The 21,243-nt window shown below is 39.2% G+C and carries 16 protein-coding genes; 13 read left to right on the forward strand and 3 right to left on the reverse strand.

Features of this window, described 5'->3' with window-relative positions:
- Nucleotides 1–4 precede the first annotated feature (4 nt).
- On the reverse strand, nt 5–286 hold the full coding sequence (gene tnpA / locus H344_RS0111790; RefSeq protein WP_034256521.1) for an IS66 family insertion sequence element accessory protein TnpA: 282 nt from the start codon (nt 284–286) through the stop codon (nt 5–7).
- Between the two features lie 507 nt (nt 287–793).
- On the opposite strand from tnpA, the gene H344_RS0111795 reads away from it, so the two are divergent.
- The 13 genes from H344_RS0111795 to H344_RS0111855 all read left to right on the forward strand — a co-directional run bounded on the left by H344_RS0111795 (nt 794) and on the right by H344_RS0111855 (nt 18,383).
- Nucleotides 794–2,047, forward strand: coding sequence for an SIR2 family protein (locus tag H344_RS0111795; protein ID WP_205667166.1), 1,254 nt, complete (start codon nt 794–796; stop codon nt 2,045–2,047).
- A 271-nt stretch (nt 2,048–2,318) separates the two neighbouring features.
- Nucleotides 2,319–3,329, forward strand: a complete 1,011-nt coding sequence (locus H344_RS0111800; protein ID WP_026810513.1) for a helix-turn-helix transcriptional regulator — start codon at nt 2,319–2,321, stop codon at nt 3,327–3,329.
- A 61-nt stretch (nt 3,330–3,390) separates the two neighbouring features.
- Complete coding sequence (locus H344_RS0111805; RefSeq protein ID WP_026810514.1) at nt 3,391–4,929, forward strand: type I restriction-modification system subunit M; 1,539 nt, start codon at nt 3,391–3,393, stop codon at nt 4,927–4,929.
- 202 nt (nt 4,930–5,131) lie between these two features.
- Nucleotides 5,132–6,250: a restriction endonuclease subunit S gene (locus H344_RS0111810; RefSeq protein WP_051254286.1), complete on the forward strand. Its 1,119-nt coding sequence runs from the start codon at nt 5,132–5,134 to the stop codon at nt 6,248–6,250.
- A gap of 494 nt (nt 6,251–6,744) precedes the next feature.
- On the forward strand, nt 6,745–8,310 hold the full coding sequence (locus H344_RS0111815) for a reverse transcriptase domain-containing protein (protein WP_026810516.1): 1,566 nt from the start codon (nt 6,745–6,747) through the stop codon (nt 8,308–8,310).
- 253 nt (nt 8,311–8,563) lie between these two features.
- A complete protein-coding gene (locus H344_RS0111820; protein WP_026810517.1) occupies nt 8,564–12,058 on the forward strand; it encodes a DEAD/DEAH box helicase family protein in 3,495 nt (1,164 codons plus the stop codon).
- Nucleotides 12,059–12,447: 389 nt separating this feature from the next.
- Complete coding sequence (locus tag H344_RS0111825; protein WP_026810518.1) at nt 12,448–13,137, forward strand: hypothetical protein; 690 nt, start codon at nt 12,448–12,450, stop codon at nt 13,135–13,137.
- Nucleotides 13,138–13,193: 56 nt separating this feature from the next.
- On the forward strand, nt 13,194–13,412 hold the full coding sequence (locus tag H344_RS0111830; RefSeq protein WP_157378250.1) for a hypothetical protein: 219 nt from the start codon (nt 13,194–13,196) through the stop codon (nt 13,410–13,412).
- 36 nt (nt 13,413–13,448) lie between these two features.
- Nucleotides 13,449–13,922, forward strand: coding sequence for a hypothetical protein (locus H344_RS0111835; RefSeq protein WP_026810520.1), 474 nt, complete (start codon nt 13,449–13,451; stop codon nt 13,920–13,922).
- Between the two features lie 76 nt (nt 13,923–13,998).
- Nucleotides 13,999–14,469 (forward strand): DUF4468 domain-containing protein, encoded by a 471-nt coding sequence (locus H344_RS0111840; RefSeq protein ID WP_026810521.1) that lies wholly within the window; start codon nt 13,999–14,001, stop codon nt 14,467–14,469.
- Between the two features lie 358 nt (nt 14,470–14,827).
- A complete protein-coding gene (locus tag H344_RS0111845; protein ID WP_026810522.1) occupies nt 14,828–16,240 on the forward strand; it encodes a KAP family P-loop NTPase fold protein in 1,413 nt (470 codons plus the stop codon).
- A gap of 441 nt (nt 16,241–16,681) precedes the next feature.
- Nucleotides 16,682–17,407: a DUF6088 family protein gene (locus H344_RS0111850; protein ID WP_026810523.1), complete on the forward strand. Its 726-nt coding sequence runs from the start codon at nt 16,682–16,684 to the stop codon at nt 17,405–17,407.
- A gap of 1 nt (nt 17,408) precedes the next feature.
- Nucleotides 17,409–18,383 carry a nucleotidyl transferase AbiEii/AbiGii toxin family protein gene (locus tag H344_RS0111855; RefSeq protein WP_026810524.1) on the forward strand — a complete coding sequence of 325 codons (975 nt, stop codon included), beginning with the start codon at nt 17,409–17,411 and terminating at the stop codon, nt 18,381–18,383.
- A gap of 143 nt (nt 18,384–18,526) precedes the next feature.
- Here the strand turns inward: H344_RS0111855 and H344_RS0111860 are convergent, their stop codons facing one another.
- Nucleotides 18,527–20,812 carry a relaxase/mobilization nuclease domain-containing protein gene (locus H344_RS0111860; RefSeq protein WP_084148792.1) on the reverse strand — a complete coding sequence of 762 codons (2,286 nt, stop codon included), beginning with the start codon at nt 20,810–20,812 and terminating at the stop codon, nt 18,527–18,529.
- Nucleotides 20,809–21,198: a plasmid mobilization protein gene (locus tag H344_RS0111870; RefSeq protein WP_026810527.1), complete on the reverse strand. Its 390-nt coding sequence runs from the start codon at nt 21,196–21,198 to the stop codon at nt 20,809–20,811. The genes H344_RS0111860 and H344_RS0111870 overlap by 4 nt, the downstream gene beginning before the upstream one ends.
- Nucleotides 21,199–21,243: the final 45 nt, after the last annotated feature.

Here is a 21,243-nt window from a genome sequence, read left to right on the forward strand (position 1 = left end):
AACATTAATAGAGCTTTAGTAGCTTGCTGATCAATGGAAGTTGTGAGGTGTCCAATCGTAGCCGGACTCCATTAGGGTAAATCAATTCTATGCTTCCCGTTATTTCCGATTTAGGATGGATGGCAACAAATCCCCCGCTCACGGATGCCTCCTCTTGTGCTTTCTTTTTCTTCCAGTAATAGAAGGTGGAGGGCAAAAGGCCCTTTTCCTTGCAAAATTCTCTACCGTTAAGGGAACTGTCCTCAAATTCCTCGATAAGGGCAAACATTTTCTCTTCCTTACTCATTATATACTAATTTATGGGCAAAGCTAGATGCAGGAAATTAAGTTAACAATATGTGTTTGGTGGGATGCATACGGTGTAAAGGGGAGTCTCACCCCTAAACCTCTCACAGAACCGTACGTGAACCTCTCGATTCATACGGCTCTTGTCATACAGTCGGTAGGCCTAAATAGTTAGACCAGTTTATATCCCAGTTCCCAATGGTAGAACAGATTTGGATATGACTTTGTAATGTAGGACATTTATTAAAACAACCTAATATTATAATTAAAATAGATATATCTACCCTTAGTAAAGGAAACTCATTGTTATCTCCTTCGGAAGTCCTAAAGACTCAACATTGATAACAATTCACCAGCCCATTTGGAAATACTGGAGCATCCTGACCCCTAAGCTATTTTCTCTCTGGTTTTTGTTTATTTAATAGATACTATTAAATAAAATCCTATTTTCATCAATTAATAGGTCGTTTTAAAACGTACTGCCGGTAGTTTGTATTTAGAAAAAGCTATGAGTAAAACAATAAGATTAAACAAGGCTTTACGCGAATTAAATATCTCGCTAGATAGGGCCACCGAATTTCTTGCTTCAAAAGGTGAAAACATTGAGGCTAGACCAACCACCAAATTGAACGAAAAACAATATAATCTACTTGTAAATCAATTTGAATCATTTAAAAATAAACGATTAAATATCGTATATAATTCAGAGCAAATACAAAAGACCTTACAAGAATTAGCAAGGGTAATAGAAACATCCAATATTCAAAATTTAAACCAGGTACTAGAGACCAATTTAGATTCAACAATCTCAAAAAGACAATCGGTTTTAAATTTGACCAAAGCATTTAAAGATGGGAAATTGGTATTAGTTTTAGGTGCTGGAATATCTTTGGATTTTGGTATTCCAACTTGGAATAGTCTTTTACAAAAATTAATGGTTCATACAATAGAAAAGGATAATGAAAAATCTAATCTTTTATCGAACTTATTTAATAAAATATTCACCCCAACCCCTCTTATTGCTGGTCGATATCTTCAGAATTATTTTGAGAATAACAATTCGTCATTTGAAAATATGGTAAGAGATGTTATCTATGAAAAAGTAAAGAAAGAAACAAAATCACCACTATTAGAAGAAATAGTTAAACTATGTGTAGCACCTGGAAAGCGTCCAAATTTGGACTCCATAATAACTTATAATTTTGATGATATTCTAGAATACAAATTAGAAGAAACAGAACTGGATATTCCGTTCAAATCTATTTATGGCATTGGTATGGACGTTCGAAATGATGAATTACCAATATATCACGTTCACGGTTTTCTTCCTGAAAATAAAAAACTTGATAAACTAAACGCAATTACGTTTGGAGAGAGAAATTATCATCAGCAGTATTCAGATATTTATAGTTGGAATAATATTGTTCAAATTAATAAATTCAGAGAAAACGCGTGTATATTTATTGGAAGTTCGCTGACCGACCCAAATATCCGAAGGCTTTTAGATATAGCCTTAAAACAAAAAGGTAATAATAGAAAACATCACTATATTTTCAAGAAAAAAATTAACAAGTTATCCCTAACTAGTAAAATTGAATTCGATGACTCTTCAAAAAAAGAAGATATATTAGATTTGCTAATAAAAATGTATGAACGTTTTGAGGAGAACGACTCCTCTTCCTTTGGTGTAAAAACAGTTTGGGTAAACGAATGGAATGAAATACCTGAAATTCTAAAATCAATAAGAGAACACGCAACCTAACTTTGGATTCTATGCAAAGTACCAATCCCTAACATGGGGTTCTCACAATAAGCCAATCACAAATTCCACGAAAATAATTCCAAGTGTAACCTTCACAAAAAGAATATGACAGTTGTAAAACTAATTTTTAGCTCAACATAAAACACCTTTCCCAGTTCATATTGATGGCACCAACCACCTTCTGGTATTGTAAGAAATATCAACTAATTCATACTCCCTACCTCCATTTTGTTTCGTATCTTTAACGGTTTAATCAACCGCAATTTCATTTATGGCCATTACTAAAAATGCACTCATCAGGTATCATGCGCTAGATAGGTGTTTTAGCAATCCCGGCAAGAATTATGATATAAGCGCTTTGTTGGAGGAATGCAACAAGGATTTGTACGAAGCCAATCCAGATTCGGATGGCATACAACGCAGACAGCTCTATGACGATATTAAGTTTATGGAGTCATCCCAAGGCTGGTCCATAGACCTAGAAAAATTCAGAAATGGACGAAGGGTGTACTACCGGTATGCCGATCCCAATTTCTCCATAAAAAAGGAACCGATCAACGAACTGGAAGCAGAGCAAATAAAGTCGGCCATGCTGATTCTAACGCGCTTTAAGGGACTCCCTCAATTTGAGTGGATCCACGAATTGTTGCCTAAACTGGATCAGACTTTTAAGCTATCTAATCAGTCGCAGGAAATTATGAGTTTTGAAAACAACGAGTTTTTAGAAGGTTTAGAGCATATTGCTCCGTTGTTCAAAGCCATCCTCTACAAACAGACCCTAAGCATCACCTATAAAAGCTTTAAGAGTGAGGAGGACACCGTACTTACCTTCTCCCCCTATCATTTAAAGCAATACAACAATCGCTGGTTCTTGTTTGGGAAAAATGGTGATTATGAAAGCCTTACCAATCTGGCCTTGGACAGGATAGTAAAGATTGAAAACTCCAGCATCCCCTATATTGAAAACACGGAGGTAGATTTTAACGAGTATTTTGAAGACATCATTGGGGTGTCCAAATCGGCCGGAGCGGAGGAAGTGAAAATCGTATTACAGGCCGTGCCAGATCTAGCTCCTTATATAAAGACCAAACCCCTTCATGGATCGCAACGGACTATTGTTGAGAGCGATCAAGGATTTACCTTTTCTATACAGGTGATTCCTAATTACGAATTGGAAAAACAGCTGCTAGCTTTTGGAGAACAACTCAAAATATTGGAACCAGCAGAACTTAAGGAGAAAATTAAGCTTAGATTACAACAAAGTCTTAACAATTTTGATTAGTGCACTTCTGATGCACACAAAACCTATATATTTACCATCGCATTAAAATAACGAGTATTATATGAGTACAGGAGAATTAAAATCGCAGATAGACCAGATATGGAATACCTTCTGGACCGGGGGGATCTCCAATACCATTACTATTGTAGAACAACTCACCTACCTTATCTTCATTAAGGATTTGGACGAGACGGAAACCCGTAACGAACGTAAGGCCAAGCGCGGTTTTAGTTACACCCCCATCTTTGGGGAACATCAGCAAAACTTCCGATGGAAGAACCTTAAGGAAATGGACGTAAACGATCGTCACAATATTTTTAGCAATACCGTGGATGGTATCTTTCCTTTTATACGTTCCTTAGGAAAGGAGAAAAGTTTGTTCAGCACCTATATGCAAGGCGCCTCCTTTGGTATTTCAAAACCAGTGGTATTGGATCAGGTGATGGAAAAACTGGAACGCATAGATATGACCAACCAAGATACCAAGGGCGATATCTATGAGTATTTACTCTCCAAATTGGAAGGCGGGGGTACGGCCGGTCAATTTAGAACACCGCGTCATATCATTAAGCTCATGGTAGAGCTGATGAAACCTACGCTGGAAGATACCATCTGCGACCCATCCGCTGGAACTGCCGGTTTCTTGGTAGCTGCCAAGGAGTATATAGATAAGCACACCGAACTTACGGAGCTGGACAAATACAGCGATCATATCAACCAGACCATGTTCAACGGAACTGAGTTTGATGCTACTATGCTGCGTATTGCTTCCATGAACCTATACTTGCACGGAGTAGAGGAACCCAATATTGTGGATGTAGATGCGGTGAGCAAGGACAATACCGTTTCGGACGCCTATTCCTTGGTATTGGCCAATCCACCCTTTAAAGGCACCATAGACAAGGAGAGTATTGCACCCGGATTACAGAACGTTACCAAGACCACTAAAACAGAACTATTGTTTTTGGCCTTGATCTTGCGTCAATTAAAGACTGGTGGCCGTGCAGCCGTTATTGTTCCGGACGGGGTGTTGTTTGGCAGTGGCAAGGCTCATAAGAGCATCCGGCAGGAAATTGTGGCAAACAATAAGTTGGAAGCGGTGATCTCCATGCCTTCCGGGGTCTTTAAGCCCTATGCAGGAGTAAGTACCGCCATCATCATCTTTACCAAAACAGGCTCTGGCGGAACGGACAAGGTGTGGTTCTACGATATGGTGGCCGATGGGAAGAGTTTGGACGACAAGCGAAACCTGTTGGTAGACCAGGAGCTTTTTGAGGCCTTTAGTTTTGGCGAAGGGGCCGAGGCCCTTACCGAAGCGGAGCAGAAAGCCCTGCACGATAATTTCAACCTGCCCGATATTATACGGCGTTACCCTAACCGAAATTCGGATTCCGAAGCGAACCGAAAACGTACGGAACAGAGCTTTTTGGTACCGTTTAAGGAAATTAAGGAGAACGACTGGGACCTGAGCATCAACCGCTATAAGGAAATCGTGTATGAAGAAGTGGAGTATGATGCACCAAAGGTGATTATTGAAAGAATAAAAACCTTGGAACAAGAAAAAGCCAAATTATTGGACACTTTGGAAAAACAAGTATAAATATGTTAAGAATCTTTACCTGTTTCGATTTCAGGTAAAGAGAATAAAATTATTTATACATGATGAACCTTTAGAAAAATTAAAAAGAATATCAGAATTAAAGTCTGAAAGCACAATCTTAAAAGTATTACCTATCAAAAATCTAACTAAAATATCACAATATATAGAGCAAGTAAGAGGAGTTTCATATGGTAAAGCTGATGTGTCAGAAAAACCAATAGATGGATATATACCCATACTTAGATCAAATAACATTAAAAATTCCAATATAGACCTAGAGGATTTAGTATATGTGAACCCGTCAAGAGTTAAAAATAGGCAATTTCTTAGGTCGGGTGATATATTGATAACTGCTTCAACGGGAAGCATAAAAGTAATCGGAAAGAATGCATACTGCGTTAAAGATTATGATGCCTCTTTTGGTGCTTTTTGCAAAGTTGTTCGACCTAAAAATATTGAGGCGACTTATTTGAAACATATGTTTCAATCTCCTCAGTATTTTAGTTATATTCAGAATGTTGTTAATGGAGCTAATATTAATAATATTAAGAATGAGCATTTAGATAATTTCAAAATCCCCCTCCCCCCCCTTGCCACTCAAAAGCGCATCGCACAAATCTTGGATGATGCGGCGGCCCTGCGCGATAAAACCGCCCAACTCCTCAAAGAATACGACGCCCTAGCACAGTCTATCTTCTTGGAGATGTTTGGGGATCCGGTAACTAATCCGAAGGGGTGGGATTCAGAAACAATTAATAACTGTAGTAAGAGAATTCAAATCGGCCCATTTGGATCCCAATTACATCAGTCCGATTATCAAGATTTTGGTTTTTCTTTGGTTAATCCAACAGATATTATTGACTCTAAAATTAATATAAATAGATGTAGAAAAATAGATAAGAATAAATTTGATTCATTAACTAATTATCATTTAGAAATAGGGGATATTATTATGGCAAGGAGAGGAGATTTAAGTAAAATAGCTTTAGTCCAAGATAGAAATTTATTTTGTGGTACTGGAAGCCTTTATATTCGTTTCAATAATAGAATCATTCCAACTTTCTCAAAATACTATATTTCGCATAGTTCAACTATATCAAAGCTATATGAAAAAGCAAGAGGTATTACCATGGCGAATTTAAATAAATCAATAATAAAAAATCTTGATATTATAGTACCGCCAATAGACCTCCAAAACCAATTTGAGGAAAAAATTGCGTTGATAGAGCAGCAAAAGGTACTGGCCAAGCAGGAGTTGAAAGAAAGCGAGGATTTGTTTAATTGCTTGTTGCAAAAGGCGTTTAAGGGGGAAATACAATGAACAATAAACAGTTAGCAATGATCAATGATGAACTTCTCTGATTAGGCTTGACCGGTTTTAGAAATTGAGTTCATTCAGTGGCGCCCTTTTTGTTCCTTGTTTAAAAAAGAGTCAGGATAAGTATTAATCGGATAAAAAATAATTTTAATATAAAGAAAACTAAAATAGGGTCAAGATGGCCGAGAAGAACGTTTAGCACAATTATTATCATTTGGAACATACGCCAGATGAGGTACTTATACCAAAGTCTAAAGATGACACATTTATTTGTGCACCTAAGGACACTACGGCAAGCAGCAAGCTTGTTATATGGTAAAGTAAGATGTTGTTCATAATTTGAGCTGTTATGTTTAAGACAGTTAATACAAAGATAACAATATTTATACCTGAAAAGAGTAGCGACATCGTAACCAGAAGTGGTGAAAATGTCGAAAGAGCACTGTTCAATCATAAGCCTGCTACTAGTAAATCTTGGCCCTTATTTTAAAACTTATATGGAAGATCATCCTTGGATTAAACTGAAAAAATATCCTCATATTGGTTTCCCTTTAGAACCTAAGGATATTTCATATTTAGAGAACTATATAACAAACCCTGTTATAATAGCAAAACATAGTTTTCTTCCTTTATTACACCGTACCATTTTTCAAAGAAAATTTAGAGCAAACACCAACGGCTTTAAAAATAAAAGTAAAAAGCGAAGGCGTGTACATTTAGAACCTAAAGCCCGTGAAATATTCTTTGCTGGTCATTTTGATGCACAAATCTATTCGTACTACAGTTACATACTTTCAGAAAAATATGAAACTTTTCTAAAAACCAAAAGTTTTAAGAAAGCTATCGTTGCATACAGAAAAATTGAAATTGAAGGCAAAAAGGATAAACACAAGTGCAATATAGATTTTGCATTAGAAGCCTTTCAGTTTATTAAGAATAATAAAGAAAAAGAGCTTACTGTTATTGTTGCAGATATAACTAAATTCTTTGATAATTTAGATCACAAAATTCTTAAACAAAAATGGTCAGAAGTTTGGGATGCTTCAAAAACATTACCTAAAGATCACTACAGAGTGTACAAGTCTCTAATCAATATGAGATATGTAAACGAGGACTTATTATTTAGAAATTATAAGGACAGGATATGGGTTAAAACGTACATAGAGAACGATTCAAAAAAATCCCAAAAGCGGCAAAAAAGTATTAAGCACAAACGATATTTAAAAGATAATAACGCCATTGCCTATTGCGATAAAACTGATTTTTTCAAAAACAGTTTAAACTTAATTACAAAATCCACAAGGTCAGAAGGAATACCGCAAGGAACTGCGCTTAGTGCAACATTAGCCAATATTTATATGATGGATTTTGATCAAGCAGTTCAAGATTTTATAGATAGTGATAATGTAAAAGGATTTTATCAGAGGTATAGCGACGATTTAATTATAGTCATCCCGAGGGAATTTCAAGAAGAAACCATAAAACGTCTGCGTTCATTGGTATACAATAAAGTAAAACTAGAAATACATACGGACAAAACAAAGGTGTACCAGTTTCAGGAAGTCAACGGTACATTTAAAGGTTTTGAAGTTGATGAATTAACAGGAGAAAAAACCAACAAAGAATTGGAGTACTTAGGTTTTGAGTATAATGGACAAAGAGCAATTTTAAAAACGGCTGGCTATTCAAAATTCTATAGAGCGATGAAACGATCCTTCAAACGATCGACATCCCTAGCCATTAACGCCAAAAGCACTGATGATAAAATTCATAAAAGCGCGTTATATAAAAGGTTCACTTATAAAGGAGCAAAGCGTCGCAAGCTATATACGCCAGATCCTCTAAATCCTAATAAGTTCAAAGAAAGTTTTCGCTATGATTGGGGTAATTATCTAAGCTATGTAAATAAGGCTAATGATGCTTTCAGGCATTTCAATCAAGGAGATCAAATCAAAAGACAGTCCAGAAAGGCCTGGTCAAACTTTCATGTTTTAATGGTTAAATCCCTTAATAAAATTGAAACAAAAAAGAAGTTATCTTCTTCATATAAAAAGAAAAGCTAAAATTAAAGATAAAACCCATTGTTACTGGCAAAGATTGGATATAAGGGGGCACCATTCTTTGTCATAAAGACCCGTATTTGATCCTTAGTAGGAGGTCATGAGTCAGCTACCAGCCCCTACAACCTTGGGGAAGGTTGTTTAATCTTTTTTAGTAGCGGAATGGACGCGGGACTACAGCTTGCCTGCTATAGTAGGAAACAAATTACTAAATTCTTATAAATACCGTATATTTAGTCTTTTATTACCTTAGTTTATGAATACCAACTTTCAATTTCTAGAAGAGGAGTTTTCTACCTTCTTCGATAGAGCATCCAAGGCAGAACAATTGGTGATTACGGATCCCCGCACCTCTTTGTTGTACAGTCGTATGGCTTTGGAGGAAGCCATCAACTGGATGTATGCCCATGATGCAGAATTGGAAAAACCTTACGATACAAGCTTAAACAGCTTGATGATGAACCATGAGTTTAAGGCTCAATTCAACCATAAACTATACAACGAACTCCACATCATAAGAAAAGCGGGGAACCTGGCTGCCCACAACAAAGCTGTGAATGATGTGGACTCCCACAAATCCATTGATGCTCTCTTCTATTTTGCCAAATGGTTTGCAAAATCGTACAGTCAGGAACCCCTAGGGACCATTGGTATTTTTAATTTTGATTACATCCCTAGAACAGGGGCGAATACGCTTTCTAAAAGGCAAATTGAACAGCTGCAGCAAAAACTGGATAAAGAATTAAGCAAGCACCAAGAGCAGCTAAAGGAAAAAGAGGAAGAACGACTCAAACTTGCGGAAAAGAACCAACTCTTTCAACAACAAATAGAAGCCTTACAGGCACAAATTGAAGCCAATAAGGTAAAAGCCAATACCCAGGACGAGGTACAGCATCCAAGGAATGAGGCAGAAACCCGAAAATACCTTATAGACGTGGCCCTGCGTGAGGCTGGCTGGGATTTGTCTGGGGTAAATGACAAGGAATACAAGGTGAACCATATGCCCAAGGCTACCAACCGTAGCGAAACTGGTTATGTAGACTATGTGCTCTGGGACGATGATGGGCTACCATTGGCATTGGTAGAAGCTAAAAAGACCTTGGAAAGTGCTTCCAAAGGCGAAAATCAAGCACAGCTCTATGCAGATAGTTTAGAGAAAATGTACGGCCGCCGTCCGGTAATGTACTATAGTAATGGCTATGAGACCTATCTCTGGGACGATCAGTTTTATAAACAGGCAAGACCGGTACACGGATTTTATACCAAGGCAGAATTACAAACTCTCATGTTCCGCCGTAAACACCGTAAGGATATCCGTACCGCCCCTATAGACACCGATATAGCCGGACGTACCTATCAGATGCGCTCCATAAAGAGTATTGCGGAACACTTTTCCGGGTACGATAAAAGTACAGGAAAACTCATTGGAACCAATAGAGGGGCTTTATTGGTTTTGGCAACCGGGACCGGAAAAACACGGACGTCCATCGCCTTTTCTAAATTGATGTTGGAGTGCAACTGGGCTAAACGCATCTTGTTTTTGGCCGACAGGATAAGCCTGGTGGAACAGGCCAAGCGGAACTTTGTTAAATTCTTGCCACAGCATGCCAGTGTTAACCTTTTGGAAGAAAAGGACAACCCCGATGCCAGGATTGCGTTCTCTACCTACAAAACCATGATAGGGCTAATAGACGGGAGCCGCTCGGACGAAGGGAGGTTCTATGGAGGAGGTCATTTTGATCTGGTGATTGTGGATGAAGCACACCGTTCCATCTATAAGAAATACCAAGCTATTTTTGAATACTTTGATGCCTTGTTTTTAGGACTTACGGCCACCCCAAAAAATAATATAGACAAGAACACCTATCACGTTTTTGGCCTGCCAGACAAGTCCCCTACCGATGCCTATACCTATGAGGAAGCGGTTCGGAACAAACATTTGGTTCCCTACAGATCCATAGCCGTACCTACTAAATTCCTACGGGAAGGGATAAAATACCAAGACCTGTCCGAAGAAGAAAAGGAAGCCTTTGAGAAGGAAATATTGGATGGCGAGGAAGCCACCGGAAACGAATGGATTTCCTCTAGTGAGTTAAACGACTGGCTGTTCAATAAGCCAACCGCCATTGAAACCCTGCGATACCTGGAAACGCACGGGATTAAAAAACGAGGCGGGGACGAATTGGGGAAGACCATTATCTTCGCCAAAAATAAAAAACATGCGCATTTCCTAAAGGAGATGTTCTTGGAACTGGACAAAGAAAGGTATGGGAACGATTATGTAAAAGTCATTGCCCATAGCGAACCCAAATCAAAGGAATTCATCAATAGGTTCTGTGATGAGGAAAAAGACCGTTTGCCTCAGATCGCGATTTCCATAGACATGATGGATACCGGGATAGACGCCCCTAGCTGTGTGAATCTAGTATTTTACAAACCTGTAAAATCCTATACCAAGTTTTGGCAAATGATAGGGCGTGGCACACGACTCCGACCCGATCTTTTTGGCGTTGGAAAGGATAAGACCCATTTCCTCATATTCGATCTTTGTCAGAATTTTGAATTTTTTGATGAAAATCCCGAGGGCATCGAAACCACTGCACAGAAAAGTTTAACCGAAATCCTTTTCGGCCTACGCTTGCAGTTGGCCCAATACCTAAAGAGCGATCAGTTTAAGGACCAGAAGGATTTGCAAGACTACCGCCAAGAATTATTGGATGGACTACATGGGGAGATCGCGTCTTTGGATATCACCAGATTCGATGTGAAGATGAAATTGCAGATCGTACATGAATTTGGCAACAAAAACAGGGAAGTATGGAACCATTTGTCAAAAAAAGACTGTAAACAGATCGAAGACGAACTAGCGCCTTTAGTGAAGCCCAAAAAAGGGGATTCGGACTTGGCACGCTACTACGATAAAATTCTTTATTCCCTCATTGCCAAAAGACTGGAGACGCCCAATAGCGAGGCCTTTGTAAACGATTTGGTTGTGCCCATCACCAAAGTAGCCGGCACGTCTAAAAAACTTTTGAAAAAAACGACTATTCCGGCCGTAAAATCCAAGGAACCTTTGATTAAACTACCCCTAGAGGAATCCTTCTGGAAGATAGATGGGATTGCCCATTTGGAAAAATTGCGTAAAGGAGTCCGGGAATTGGTAAAATATATAGATCCTGTGGATCAAAGGTATGTTACCACCGATTTTGAGGATGCCATTTTGGAAGATAAGGTGGTTATCCGCGACATGGCTAGCGAGCCACAAGAATCCTATGCTTCCCCCTTCCAGAACAACCTGCACCGTTTGGAAGAATTGATAAGGGAAAACAAGGACCATGTTACTATAGAAAGGATACGGAAGGGAGAGCAAATTACCAAGGAGGAATTACAGGCCCTGGAACAAATTTTATTTACGGATAAACTAAGCAAGGAATCCATTGAGAAAGAGCTGGGCAAGGAGTTTAATTTAGTCCAATTCGTCATCGCCCTAATGGGCTTGAGCGCAGAAAAAGTAGACGAAGCCTTCTCCCAATTTATCAATGACTATAAATTGAATGCGATCCAAATTCAGTTCCTGGATACCATAAAATTGTTCCTGACCAAAAACGGAAAAATAGATCCCACCAAATTATACGATTCCCCCTTTAAAAACTATCACAATATGGGAATAGATGGGGTCTTTAACGAGCAACAGGCAGACATCATTTTTAAGATCGTAGCCGATTTCAATACCCATCAACAAGAGGCATAGAATTATTTTAGGCACTATCCGCAGAAGAAATTTGTTAAAAACTTAGAAGGGGCTGATCGTTACCAAAGGTCAGCCCCTTCTTTGTGGATGAAAATCCCTTATATCCCAACTTCCATAGGGCAACATCCTTGACTAATCATAGCAAACACCCCTAATTTTCAATTATTCCAATTGGGTGCAGATAGAGTGCACGCAACAGGTTCATATTTGCAGTAATCATCTTAAACACTGTAACTATGAAACATTTTTTAAATCACTCAACCCTTCATTTACCTACTAGCTATAACAACTTACTAAGAGTGAGGTAACACTACTATAGGAACTGCTCCCCTAAATGGGACAAATACATCTGCATTCAATTTAAAATCCAAACATAAATAAAGCCTACTATGAAAAAACTAGTAATTGCAATCCTTTCTTTAACCGCCACCAGCGTAATGGCGCAAAAACAACTCGACGAACTTTCCTTCGAAGACACCCAGAACGCAGCCATATTCGAAAATATCCGGAACAACACCAAAATTCTAAAATATACCGCTGCAGATGGCTCTGTATTGAAGGTGGGCGACACCCTGGTGATCGGATTCCCGTCGGGAAGCATAACCGCTACTACAGCTGTAGGCGGCGGGTACCGGGTTGGAGCCGCCAAAGCACGTTCTAAGACCAAGAGCAATTTCCAGACCATTATCATGGGCAAACCAGCAGGTTTTGGCAACATCATGTCGGCTATGGCCGGAGAGACACCGAACAACGCAGGGGCCGAAATGCAAGGGGAAATTGTGGTGATAGCCGAAATGTCTGTCTTCCACAAGGGAAGTAGAAAGAAACCCTTGGCCTTAACCGTCCTTTTGGGAGAACCCAATGGAAGGGCCTTTGGAATCAACAAATACCTATCCGTTACGGACTATGAAAAATCCGTCCTCGCCGGGGAAATTAAAAGCATCAATGCCCCCTTGACCCGGGAAGAGGCCATCGCTAAATTAAAAGAATCCAAGGATCTGTTAGACCTGGGAATATTAGATGAGGAAGCCTACCAAGCCTTGAAAAAAGAATTGACCCCGCTAATCGTTTCGGAATAAAGATGGGAACAATGGCAGAAAAAAAACTAAAGAATAATAATTTAAAAATGAGAAAGATGAAAAAAATATTGGTATTGGTGGTATTCACCTTTATAAGCATGAGCACTATGGCGCAGGACAACTATAGGGACGTTGTGTATTTAAAGAATGGCAGTGTGCTCCGTGGGGTCATTACGGAACAACACCCAAACGTGTCCATTAAACTAGAGACGGCAGACCAGAGCATTATTGTATTCCAGATGGAGGAGATCGAAAAGATCGCCAAAGAGCCGTAAACGCAAAAAAGGGAACCCAAACGACCTAATTCCGGAATGGAGTCAGGATATGTAGGTAGTATTGAACTGGGATATCAGGCGGGGTTTTGGGACTATGGAATGGATCGCTGGAAACTGAATGTCGTCCAAAGCTATGCCTTTAGCCCAATAGTATCCTTAGGGGTTGGAACTGGGCTACGGTATTATCGAGAGTCGGAGGCCGCTCTCATACCGTTTTTTGCCAATGCCAGAATAAATTTAATGGATGCCCCTTCCACACCCTTTATCGCCTTTGATATTGGCTACAGCCTAGATGCCACCTATAGGTTTAAAGGTGTGGGCATGCTACTGAGTCCCACTTTGGGGGCCCGTTTTACGACCTCTGAGGGAACCACTTTCACTATAGGGGTAGGGTATGAGATGCAAAAAATGGATTTTTTATATATGTATAATAATGGGGAGTACTACGATATAGGATCCTCCTCCGAAAATTCTGGGGCCCTAAGCATCAGTGTAGGGATATTGTTCTAAAGACAACGATTCTTGCGCCTTTTTAAAATGAATACAGATAAAAAAAATAAAACAATATAACTTAAACCTTTTTAAAATGAAAAAATATGTAATTCTACTAGGCATTTTACTTTCTTCATGTTACACCTATGAGAGAGTTCCAATAACCATGGAACCTTTTGATAGGACCATAATGGTAGAGGGAATTAAGAACGATTTATTTGTAAAGGCTAATAATTGGATGGTAGAAATTTTCACTAGCCCCAAATCCGTCATTCAATTTTCGGACAAAGAAGCTGGCGTAGTTACTGGTCGATATCTTTTTAAGGATTTTGGATCAACGATAGTAATGGGGGAAGTGGTCGATTTTGGACAGATTTATGCTATCATTAAATTAAATGTCAAAGATGGAGCCACGAAAATCACTATAGACGCAGGAAATTTCACCGAAATACATAGCAAAACAAATGAGAGCTACCGATATACTAAAGCAAAGGCAGTTCAAGAGATACAAGTTCTAATGGACAACTACGAACAATATTTAAAAACTACTGATATCTCTTTTTAAAAAGAAATAATAAAAATGGAGGGCTATATCAAGGATCAGAATCGACACTCACCTTAAAACAGGGTTGTAAATGACTGAATGTGAAGCAGTAGCTTGTTATATGTATTGATCATATTTATAACATATAAGATGTTATGCCTACCTATTCCTGGCACAAAACGAAACGAGATATGGTTGAACAATTATTTGTTTTTTCAGCCTCCTAGTTAAACTAAATGTTTTTAGGACAGTTCAATTCCCGCGGCAAAGAACTTTAATTTATCAAGAATAAGCCTGCTTCAGTAAAAGATAAACAAGGTATATATCAGTAAACTTTTATGTACCTATGTACCAGTTACCTTAAAAAAAACACGACTAAATGAATATTAAACATAACGAAATTGAAATTCAACAAGAAAATCCTTTTGCTAATTGTAAATTGAATAGGCAAAAATATTCCGTAGTTTTAACCAATATAATCAAATCATATCCTTACGGATTTGTACTCGCCCTAAATAATAAATGGGGCACAGGAAAAACAACATTTGTAAGAATGTGGGAGCAAGATTTGAAAAATAGTGGCTTTCGAACCTTATACTTTAACGCTTGGGAAAATGATTTTGAAAATAATCCTCTCATAGCTTTAATGGGCGAATTAAAAACCCTTACAACAGAAGATACTGAACCAGAATTCAAAAACACATTAAAGAAGGCATCGACTTTAACGAAGCACATTGTACCAATAGTAGTAAAAGCAATAGCTGATAGATATATTGAAACCGAAGGAATTAAAGAGGCCATCGCTGGAGTAACTAAAGGATTGTCAGAGACTTTTGAGAATGAAGTTCACGAATATGATAATAAGAAAAAAAGTATTTCAGATTTTCGTCAAGGCTTATCCGAATTCATAGTAAATACGAACGAAGGAAAACCTTTAATCTTTATTATTGATGAATTAGACAGATGCCGACCAAATTATGCTGTTTCTCTATTGGAACAAATTAAACACTTCTTTTCTGTTCCAAACATTGTTTTCATTTTATCTATTGATAAAGAGCAACTTGGAAATGCAATTAAAGGAGTATATGGAAGTGATAACTTGGATGCTGAAGAGTATTTAAGAAAATTTATTGATTTAGAATATTCTATCCCAGAGCCAGAAGCAGATATATTTTACAGATACTTATATGATTATTTCCAATTCGATAAATTTTTCCAGTCACCAGAAAGACTAAATATTTATGAACTAACATCAGACAAATCCTTTTTTCTTGAAACTTGTAAATTATTATTCACAAATTCCCAAATTCCTTTAAGACAACAAGAAAAAATATTTGCTCATTCGAGATTAGCTTTAAGGAGTTTCACATCAAATATGTATGTTACCCCAAATATTTTTCTTTTACTTACATTCATAAAAATCATAAATAATGATTTTTATGAACAAATGAAAGGTAAAAATTTAAGTATTTCTGAAGTTCAAGAAAGCTTTTTAGCCCTAATCAAGATTAAAATCAATGATGATACTGAAAGACAATTAATGCGGTTAGAATTATCCCTAGTTAACGCGTATAATAATTATATTCAAGATGGGTATAATCAAAAGGTTTTATATGAAAGGGTTGGGGAAACTGGAAAAAACAAACCACTAATAAGCTCAATCATCAATAAAGAAGCGTATAATGAGACAATGAACATCATTAAAGGTATACAACAAAGTCGTAGAGAAGGAGATTTAGATTTATCTCATTTCACCAACAAAATAGATTTATTAGAAGATTTAAAAACTTAAATCATTAAAAATCTGTGGAATGAATTTACCTCTAGCGAAAAGATTTCTATTAAAAAAGGGATTCTAAATGCTGATAATGGAAAACTGACTTCTCACTCAAACGTGTGAGAAATTTCATGAAAAGTGGTTATAAAATACTGTGGGGAAAGGCTGTAGCTAAGCTATAGTATTAAAGTTTTGTCTAGTTGTATGATGCCGCCAAATCAGTTTAATTTTGCATTTGAAACTTAAACAAATAAGCACCAGCAAACAGCTTTGACTTGGCGGAGCAGGAATGGACATTGCTTTCTTTCTCTCTCACCGCCTATATCTCGGGCTTAGGCAAACATTTATAACTCTTCGCATATTCCTTTTTAGAAAAAGTTGTCAAGTATATTGCGCAATATACTTGACAACAACCTACACTTTCTTATATTTGCATTCGATAAACAGTACTTATCAATGAATGTAACAGAGAAAATAGAGCGTAAGATCAGCAAGATGAAGGAAGGAACTACCTTCAAGTATCAGCAGTTGGGTATTGACAGGTCTGAATATAGTGCTGCCACCAAGGCTATTGAGCGATTGATCAGGAAAGGGCTTATCAAAAGGGCAACTACAGGAGTATTCTATAAACCCAAACAATCTGTGTTTGGTGAACTTAGGCCACGTGAAGAAGAATTACTAAAACCCTACCTCTTTGAGGATGGGAAACAAATTGCATACATTACCGGAGGATCATTGTACAATCGCATGGGATTAACCACACAGGTTCCTAAAACCATCAAGGTGGCAAGCAAAGTAAAACGGGTCACCACCAAGATTGGGAAAACACAAGTTAAACCTGTTAAAAGTTATGTGGACGTAAGCAATGATAACTATTACTTACTAGAAATCTTGGATGCACTGAAAGACTTCAGGACCATTCCTGATCTGGACAAAAAATCAGCCATAACGCTACTTAAAAACAAGATCAGCAAACTATCTAAAAATGACCTTTCAAAAATAATCCGCTATGCCTTGAAATACCCGCCACGAGCAACAGCTTTTCTAGGTGCTATATTGGAACTATTAAAGAAGGATAACGAACTTGAGAGTCTGAGAGCAAACCTGAACCCACTGACCAGCTATAAACTCGGAATTAAAAAAGAATTATTGCCAACTGCACCAGAATGGAAGATTAACTGATATGAATTTACACCGCAACAAAGAACTATTACAGGATGCAATCCTCGCCACCGCAGAATATCTGGATATGAGAGATATTTATGTGGAAAAGGATTATTGGGTAACCGTTGCATTATATGAAATATTTCATTCAGATATAGCCGATCAATCAGTTTTCAAGGGGGGTACCGCACTTTCAAAATGCCACAAACTGATAGAACGATTCTCCGAGGATATTGACATGGTCGTACTCCAAAATAAAGGTGAAAATGACACCCAATTAAAGAAGAAGATCCGAGCAATTAGTAAGGTAGTGGGAAAGGTAATTCCGGAAGTAAACGTTGAAGGGTTAACCAATAAAAAGGGAAACATCCGGAAAACGGCTCATCAGTACGACAAGTTATTCGAGGGAGATTTTGGTCCAGTAAGGGAGCACGTGGTAGTTGAAGCCACCTGGTTAGGGAATTTTGAACCCTATTCTAAAATCCAGGTCAGTTCCTACGTATATGAAATGATGAAGTCCAAAGGACAAGATGCACTTATCGAACAATACAGCATGGCACCTTTCCCCGTTCAGGTATTAAGCAATCTGAGAACTTTTTGTGAAAAGATCATGAGTTTGGTAAGGTTTTCCAGAACACAAGACCCAATAACCGACCTGAGAAATAAAATCCGTCATGTGTATGACATTCATCAAATGCTGAAAGATGAAGAAGTACGGAAATTCTTTAGCGATAATGATTTTGGTGAGATGCTGATCAAAGTGGGGAAGGATGACATAATCGGCTACAAGAACAATAATGACTGGATCCCTGAACATCCTTCCACTGCAATCATATTTGACCAACCAGAAAAAACATGGGAACAACTGAGCACTGCATACAACAATGATTTCAAAGACCTAGTAACAGGTGATTTTCCAGCAGAAACAAAATTAATTGAAACCCTGAACCGAGTTGCCAATCGGCTTAAAAATGTAGAATGGAACATAACCTAACATTTACGGATTTCGTCTGCTAGATATTTGTTTCCTTATGGCACCCTGTCTATTGTATATTATCATTTATGGATATTACTGCCACCATATATACTGCAATTCAAAAAAACAAAATCACATTTCTAATTCGATCCCTAAAATACCTACATCCCAAGCCAATTCCCCTTGTACTTAGAATAATCCGTAAGCTCATCCTTAAACCCGTTATAGGCTTCCTCCTCTTGGGAAGTGGTAGGGCCCATGAGCGTTTCCAGGGCGTTATAACCTGTCTGGAGCATCCTGGCCTGTGCTCTTCGGTCCCGCTCCGTGGTGACGGCCACCAGGGCCTCCTTGAATCCGTTTGCCATATGGTGCTCCACTAGTTCGGGCGGCAAATTGGGTAATACACCTTCCAACACGTAACTATACGCAGCCTGTTTATAAAGTCCGCGTTCCATTAAGTGCCCCATCCAAAGGCTTTTTAAATTGTCCTGTCCTTTGGCTATTATATTGTTCAGGATGATCGACTGCGTGGCCATGGCACTAGAAAGCTCAGGGGACGATTGCAAATAGTCCTGCATTTTCGTTGAAAGGGCGATCGCTACCGAATGTTTGGAATACAAGGAGCCTACCCAGAGTTTTCCTCCCTGCTGTTCAAAATAGAAGCCCCTGGCATTGAAAAAGGCGATATAGTCCTTGGGCGATTTCTCAAAGGGCGCCTGCATCCTTTCGGCATAGCAATGGTAGGCCTGTAGGGCCAAGGTATCGAACCGCTCCCTAAAGGTTGGGGCCATAGCGTTATAGAGTTTCGGGAATACCATGGGCAAAAATAGGGCGGTGGGACCCGGTTTTATTTCTTTGGCAGATTTGCCGTGCAGCAGCCCTTCCAACAACTTTTCATTTTCATCTGCAAAACCAGGAAGGGAATAGGGGTTTGCACTCGTCTGTAATAGCTCTCCGCCCAGATCCACCGGTACTTGGTGGAGCTTGGAGTTCGCATAGGTCAGTGTTCCCTCATTGTAACGTACGCCCAGACTTTGTACAAGCGCACCAAGGACCTCCCTTTGGTCCAGGGTATAGGTGAACAGCTGGTTCCTGGCCCGTTGGATAAGGTCGGCCTTCTTTTGCAATTCCTGCTTTTCCTTATTAATGGCGGAAGTATATAGCTTCTCACTAAAAGGATAGTAGTGGGAGGCGATCACCTTCCATAAGTTCTGATTATCGGTATGTAGGTATTTCTTAAGGAAGAGAAAACGCTCTGATTTCATCATTTCCCTAACCAAAACATCTAAAGGCGTTTTCAGGATATGCTCTGAGAACAGTGGCTTGTACCTTAACTCCCTATAGGTCTTTTGGAAGGCTTCCCTTAAACAGCGTTGGAACTCCAATGCCAATTGCCTGCTATCCATATACATTTGGGTGTGTTCGGTTTGGAACAATTCGGGGTTCTCATGGATACCAAGGTCACTAGCGATCTCTTCGCTGCGCAGCACATAGCCCGATTTATCATGGATGGTGAAATCCTCCACCTGTCCCTGGTCGTTGTAGCTTAGCCTACAATCCAGATTTTGATGGGCGCCTAGGATGTCCGGGAGATGCTCGGGGCGAAGGGTCCTGAATAGCTTATAGGTGGTGCGCACTTGCTTTTCCAAGCGTTTTTTCACCATGGGCAATAGGGCCGATTCCTTATTGCGCTCGAAGAGCTGTTGGAGTTTGGGACCGGAGAATTGGGGGTGTACGGTATAGCCCCCAATAAAACGGGATCGGTACCCTTCCTTGGTCGCAATGCCATAAGTCACCCCTACCCTACCGGAACGCTCCACTACCTTCAGTTGGATATGGTACTTTTCAAGTAGTTTGGCAAGCTGTTCAAAACTCCGAACCTTATGTTTTTGCAGGGTATTGTTCAGTATATCCTGCATATAGAATCGGACCCCGTTTCCATCCTGGGGGTTTAACTGGGGCGTTTGCTGTTTGGGAAGCTCTCGGACCGTCCTTTTATTTGGCGAGCGGGAAAGCCCAAACTCTTTCTCCAGGTATTTCTGGGCGGCCATGCTCCTTCTATAGTCGAAGGAAAGGTTGATCTGGGTACAATTTTCCCTGATGGTACTGGAGACAATGTGAACGTGCTCGTGCTCGGTATCGTGATGTCGTACCACCATATAGGGCTGCTCCCCATAGCCCATGTATTCCATATAGGCTTTGGAAAGGGCCAAGAATTTAGTATCGTCCAGATGTTCGCCACGAGGAAGATTCAATGTAACATGTACGTAGCGCTTTTCGGAGGCATGGCGGAAGCCCAGAAAGACGAGTACCTGTTCGAAGACCTTAAGATTGGTATCCGTATCGGAATAGGTATTGTGGAAGCCGAGGATGGTAGATTCCGGTTTCCCCAGAACGTATTTCAGAACGCCCTGTACTTTGTTCCGATATAGGAGTCGTGCAATCATGGCAGGTTCGTATTGTTGATTATCGTATTCAAGGTAGCTACCAATTCATTGGCCTTTTCCATCTCGCGCACAAGGCTTGCATTGGGGCTCCTTAAGTTCTTGTAATGGGCCACTTTTACCAATTGATTGAGGTTGTTTCCTATTTTGTTCAGTTGATAATTAACTTTCGGCGTACTAACCAGTCGTTTTTCCGTTTTCTCTACCTCCTTGTTCAGAATGAGGCTCCTTAAGAAAGGGCCCACCGTACCTCTTTTCTGGAAATCGACCTGATAAGACCGTAAAAGCGCCTTCACTTTTTCCAGTTCCTCGGTATTGAACCGGAGCGTGATCGCATGCTTTCGCTTGCTCTCTCCCAACCGTTTCCTACCGATGTTGCCAGTTCCCATTATTTTTCTTGTTTTTTACTGCCGAGGGCAGCTTTTCACTTCGTT

Source organism: Arenibacter latericius DSM 15913 (genome assembly GCF_000424985.1).
In the GTDB taxonomy this organism is placed as follows: domain Bacteria; phylum Bacteroidota; class Bacteroidia; order Flavobacteriales; family Flavobacteriaceae; genus Arenibacter; species Arenibacter latericius.

What these genes read in the sequence shown, in the direction of transcription:
- tnpA (WP_034256521.1), bottom strand. Translation starts at nt 286, where the DNA reads ATGAGTAAGGAAGAGAAAATGTTTGCCCTTATCGAGGAATTTGAGGAC.
- H344_RS0111795 (WP_205667166.1), top strand. Translation starts at nt 794, where the DNA reads ATGAGTAAAACAATAAGATTAAACAAGGCTTTACGCGAATTAAATATC.
- H344_RS0111800 (WP_026810513.1), top strand. Translation starts at nt 2,319, where the DNA reads ATGGCCATTACTAAAAATGCACTCATCAGGTATCATGCGCTAGATAGG.
- H344_RS0111805 (WP_026810514.1), top strand. Translation starts at nt 3,391, where the DNA reads ATGAGTACAGGAGAATTAAAATCGCAGATAGACCAGATATGGAATACC.
- H344_RS0111815 (WP_026810516.1), top strand. Translation starts at nt 6,745, where the DNA reads ATGGAAGATCATCCTTGGATTAAACTGAAAAAATATCCTCATATTGGT.
- H344_RS0111820 (WP_026810517.1), top strand. Translation starts at nt 8,564, where the DNA reads ATGAATACCAACTTTCAATTTCTAGAAGAGGAGTTTTCTACCTTCTTC.
- H344_RS0111825 (WP_026810518.1), top strand. Translation starts at nt 12,448, where the DNA reads ATGAAAAAACTAGTAATTGCAATCCTTTCTTTAACCGCCACCAGCGTA.
- H344_RS0111830 (WP_157378250.1), top strand. Translation starts at nt 13,194, where the DNA reads ATGAAAAAAATATTGGTATTGGTGGTATTCACCTTTATAAGCATGAGC.
- H344_RS0111835 (WP_026810520.1), top strand. Translation starts at nt 13,449, where the DNA reads ATGGAGTCAGGATATGTAGGTAGTATTGAACTGGGATATCAGGCGGGG.
- H344_RS0111840 (WP_026810521.1), top strand. Translation starts at nt 13,999, where the DNA reads ATGAAAAAATATGTAATTCTACTAGGCATTTTACTTTCTTCATGTTAC.
- H344_RS0111845 (WP_026810522.1), top strand. Translation starts at nt 14,828, where the DNA reads ATGAATATTAAACATAACGAAATTGAAATTCAACAAGAAAATCCTTTT.
- H344_RS0111850 (WP_026810523.1), top strand. Translation starts at nt 16,682, where the DNA reads ATGAATGTAACAGAGAAAATAGAGCGTAAGATCAGCAAGATGAAGGAA.
- H344_RS0111855 (WP_026810524.1), top strand. Translation starts at nt 17,409, where the DNA reads ATGAATTTACACCGCAACAAAGAACTATTACAGGATGCAATCCTCGCC.
- H344_RS0111860 (WP_084148792.1), bottom strand. Translation starts at nt 20,812, where the DNA reads ATGATTGCACGACTCCTATATCGGAACAAAGTACAGGGCGTTCTGAAA.
- H344_RS0111870 (WP_026810527.1), bottom strand. Translation starts at nt 21,198, where the DNA reads ATGGGAACTGGCAACATCGGTAGGAAACGGTTGGGAGAGAGCAAGCGA.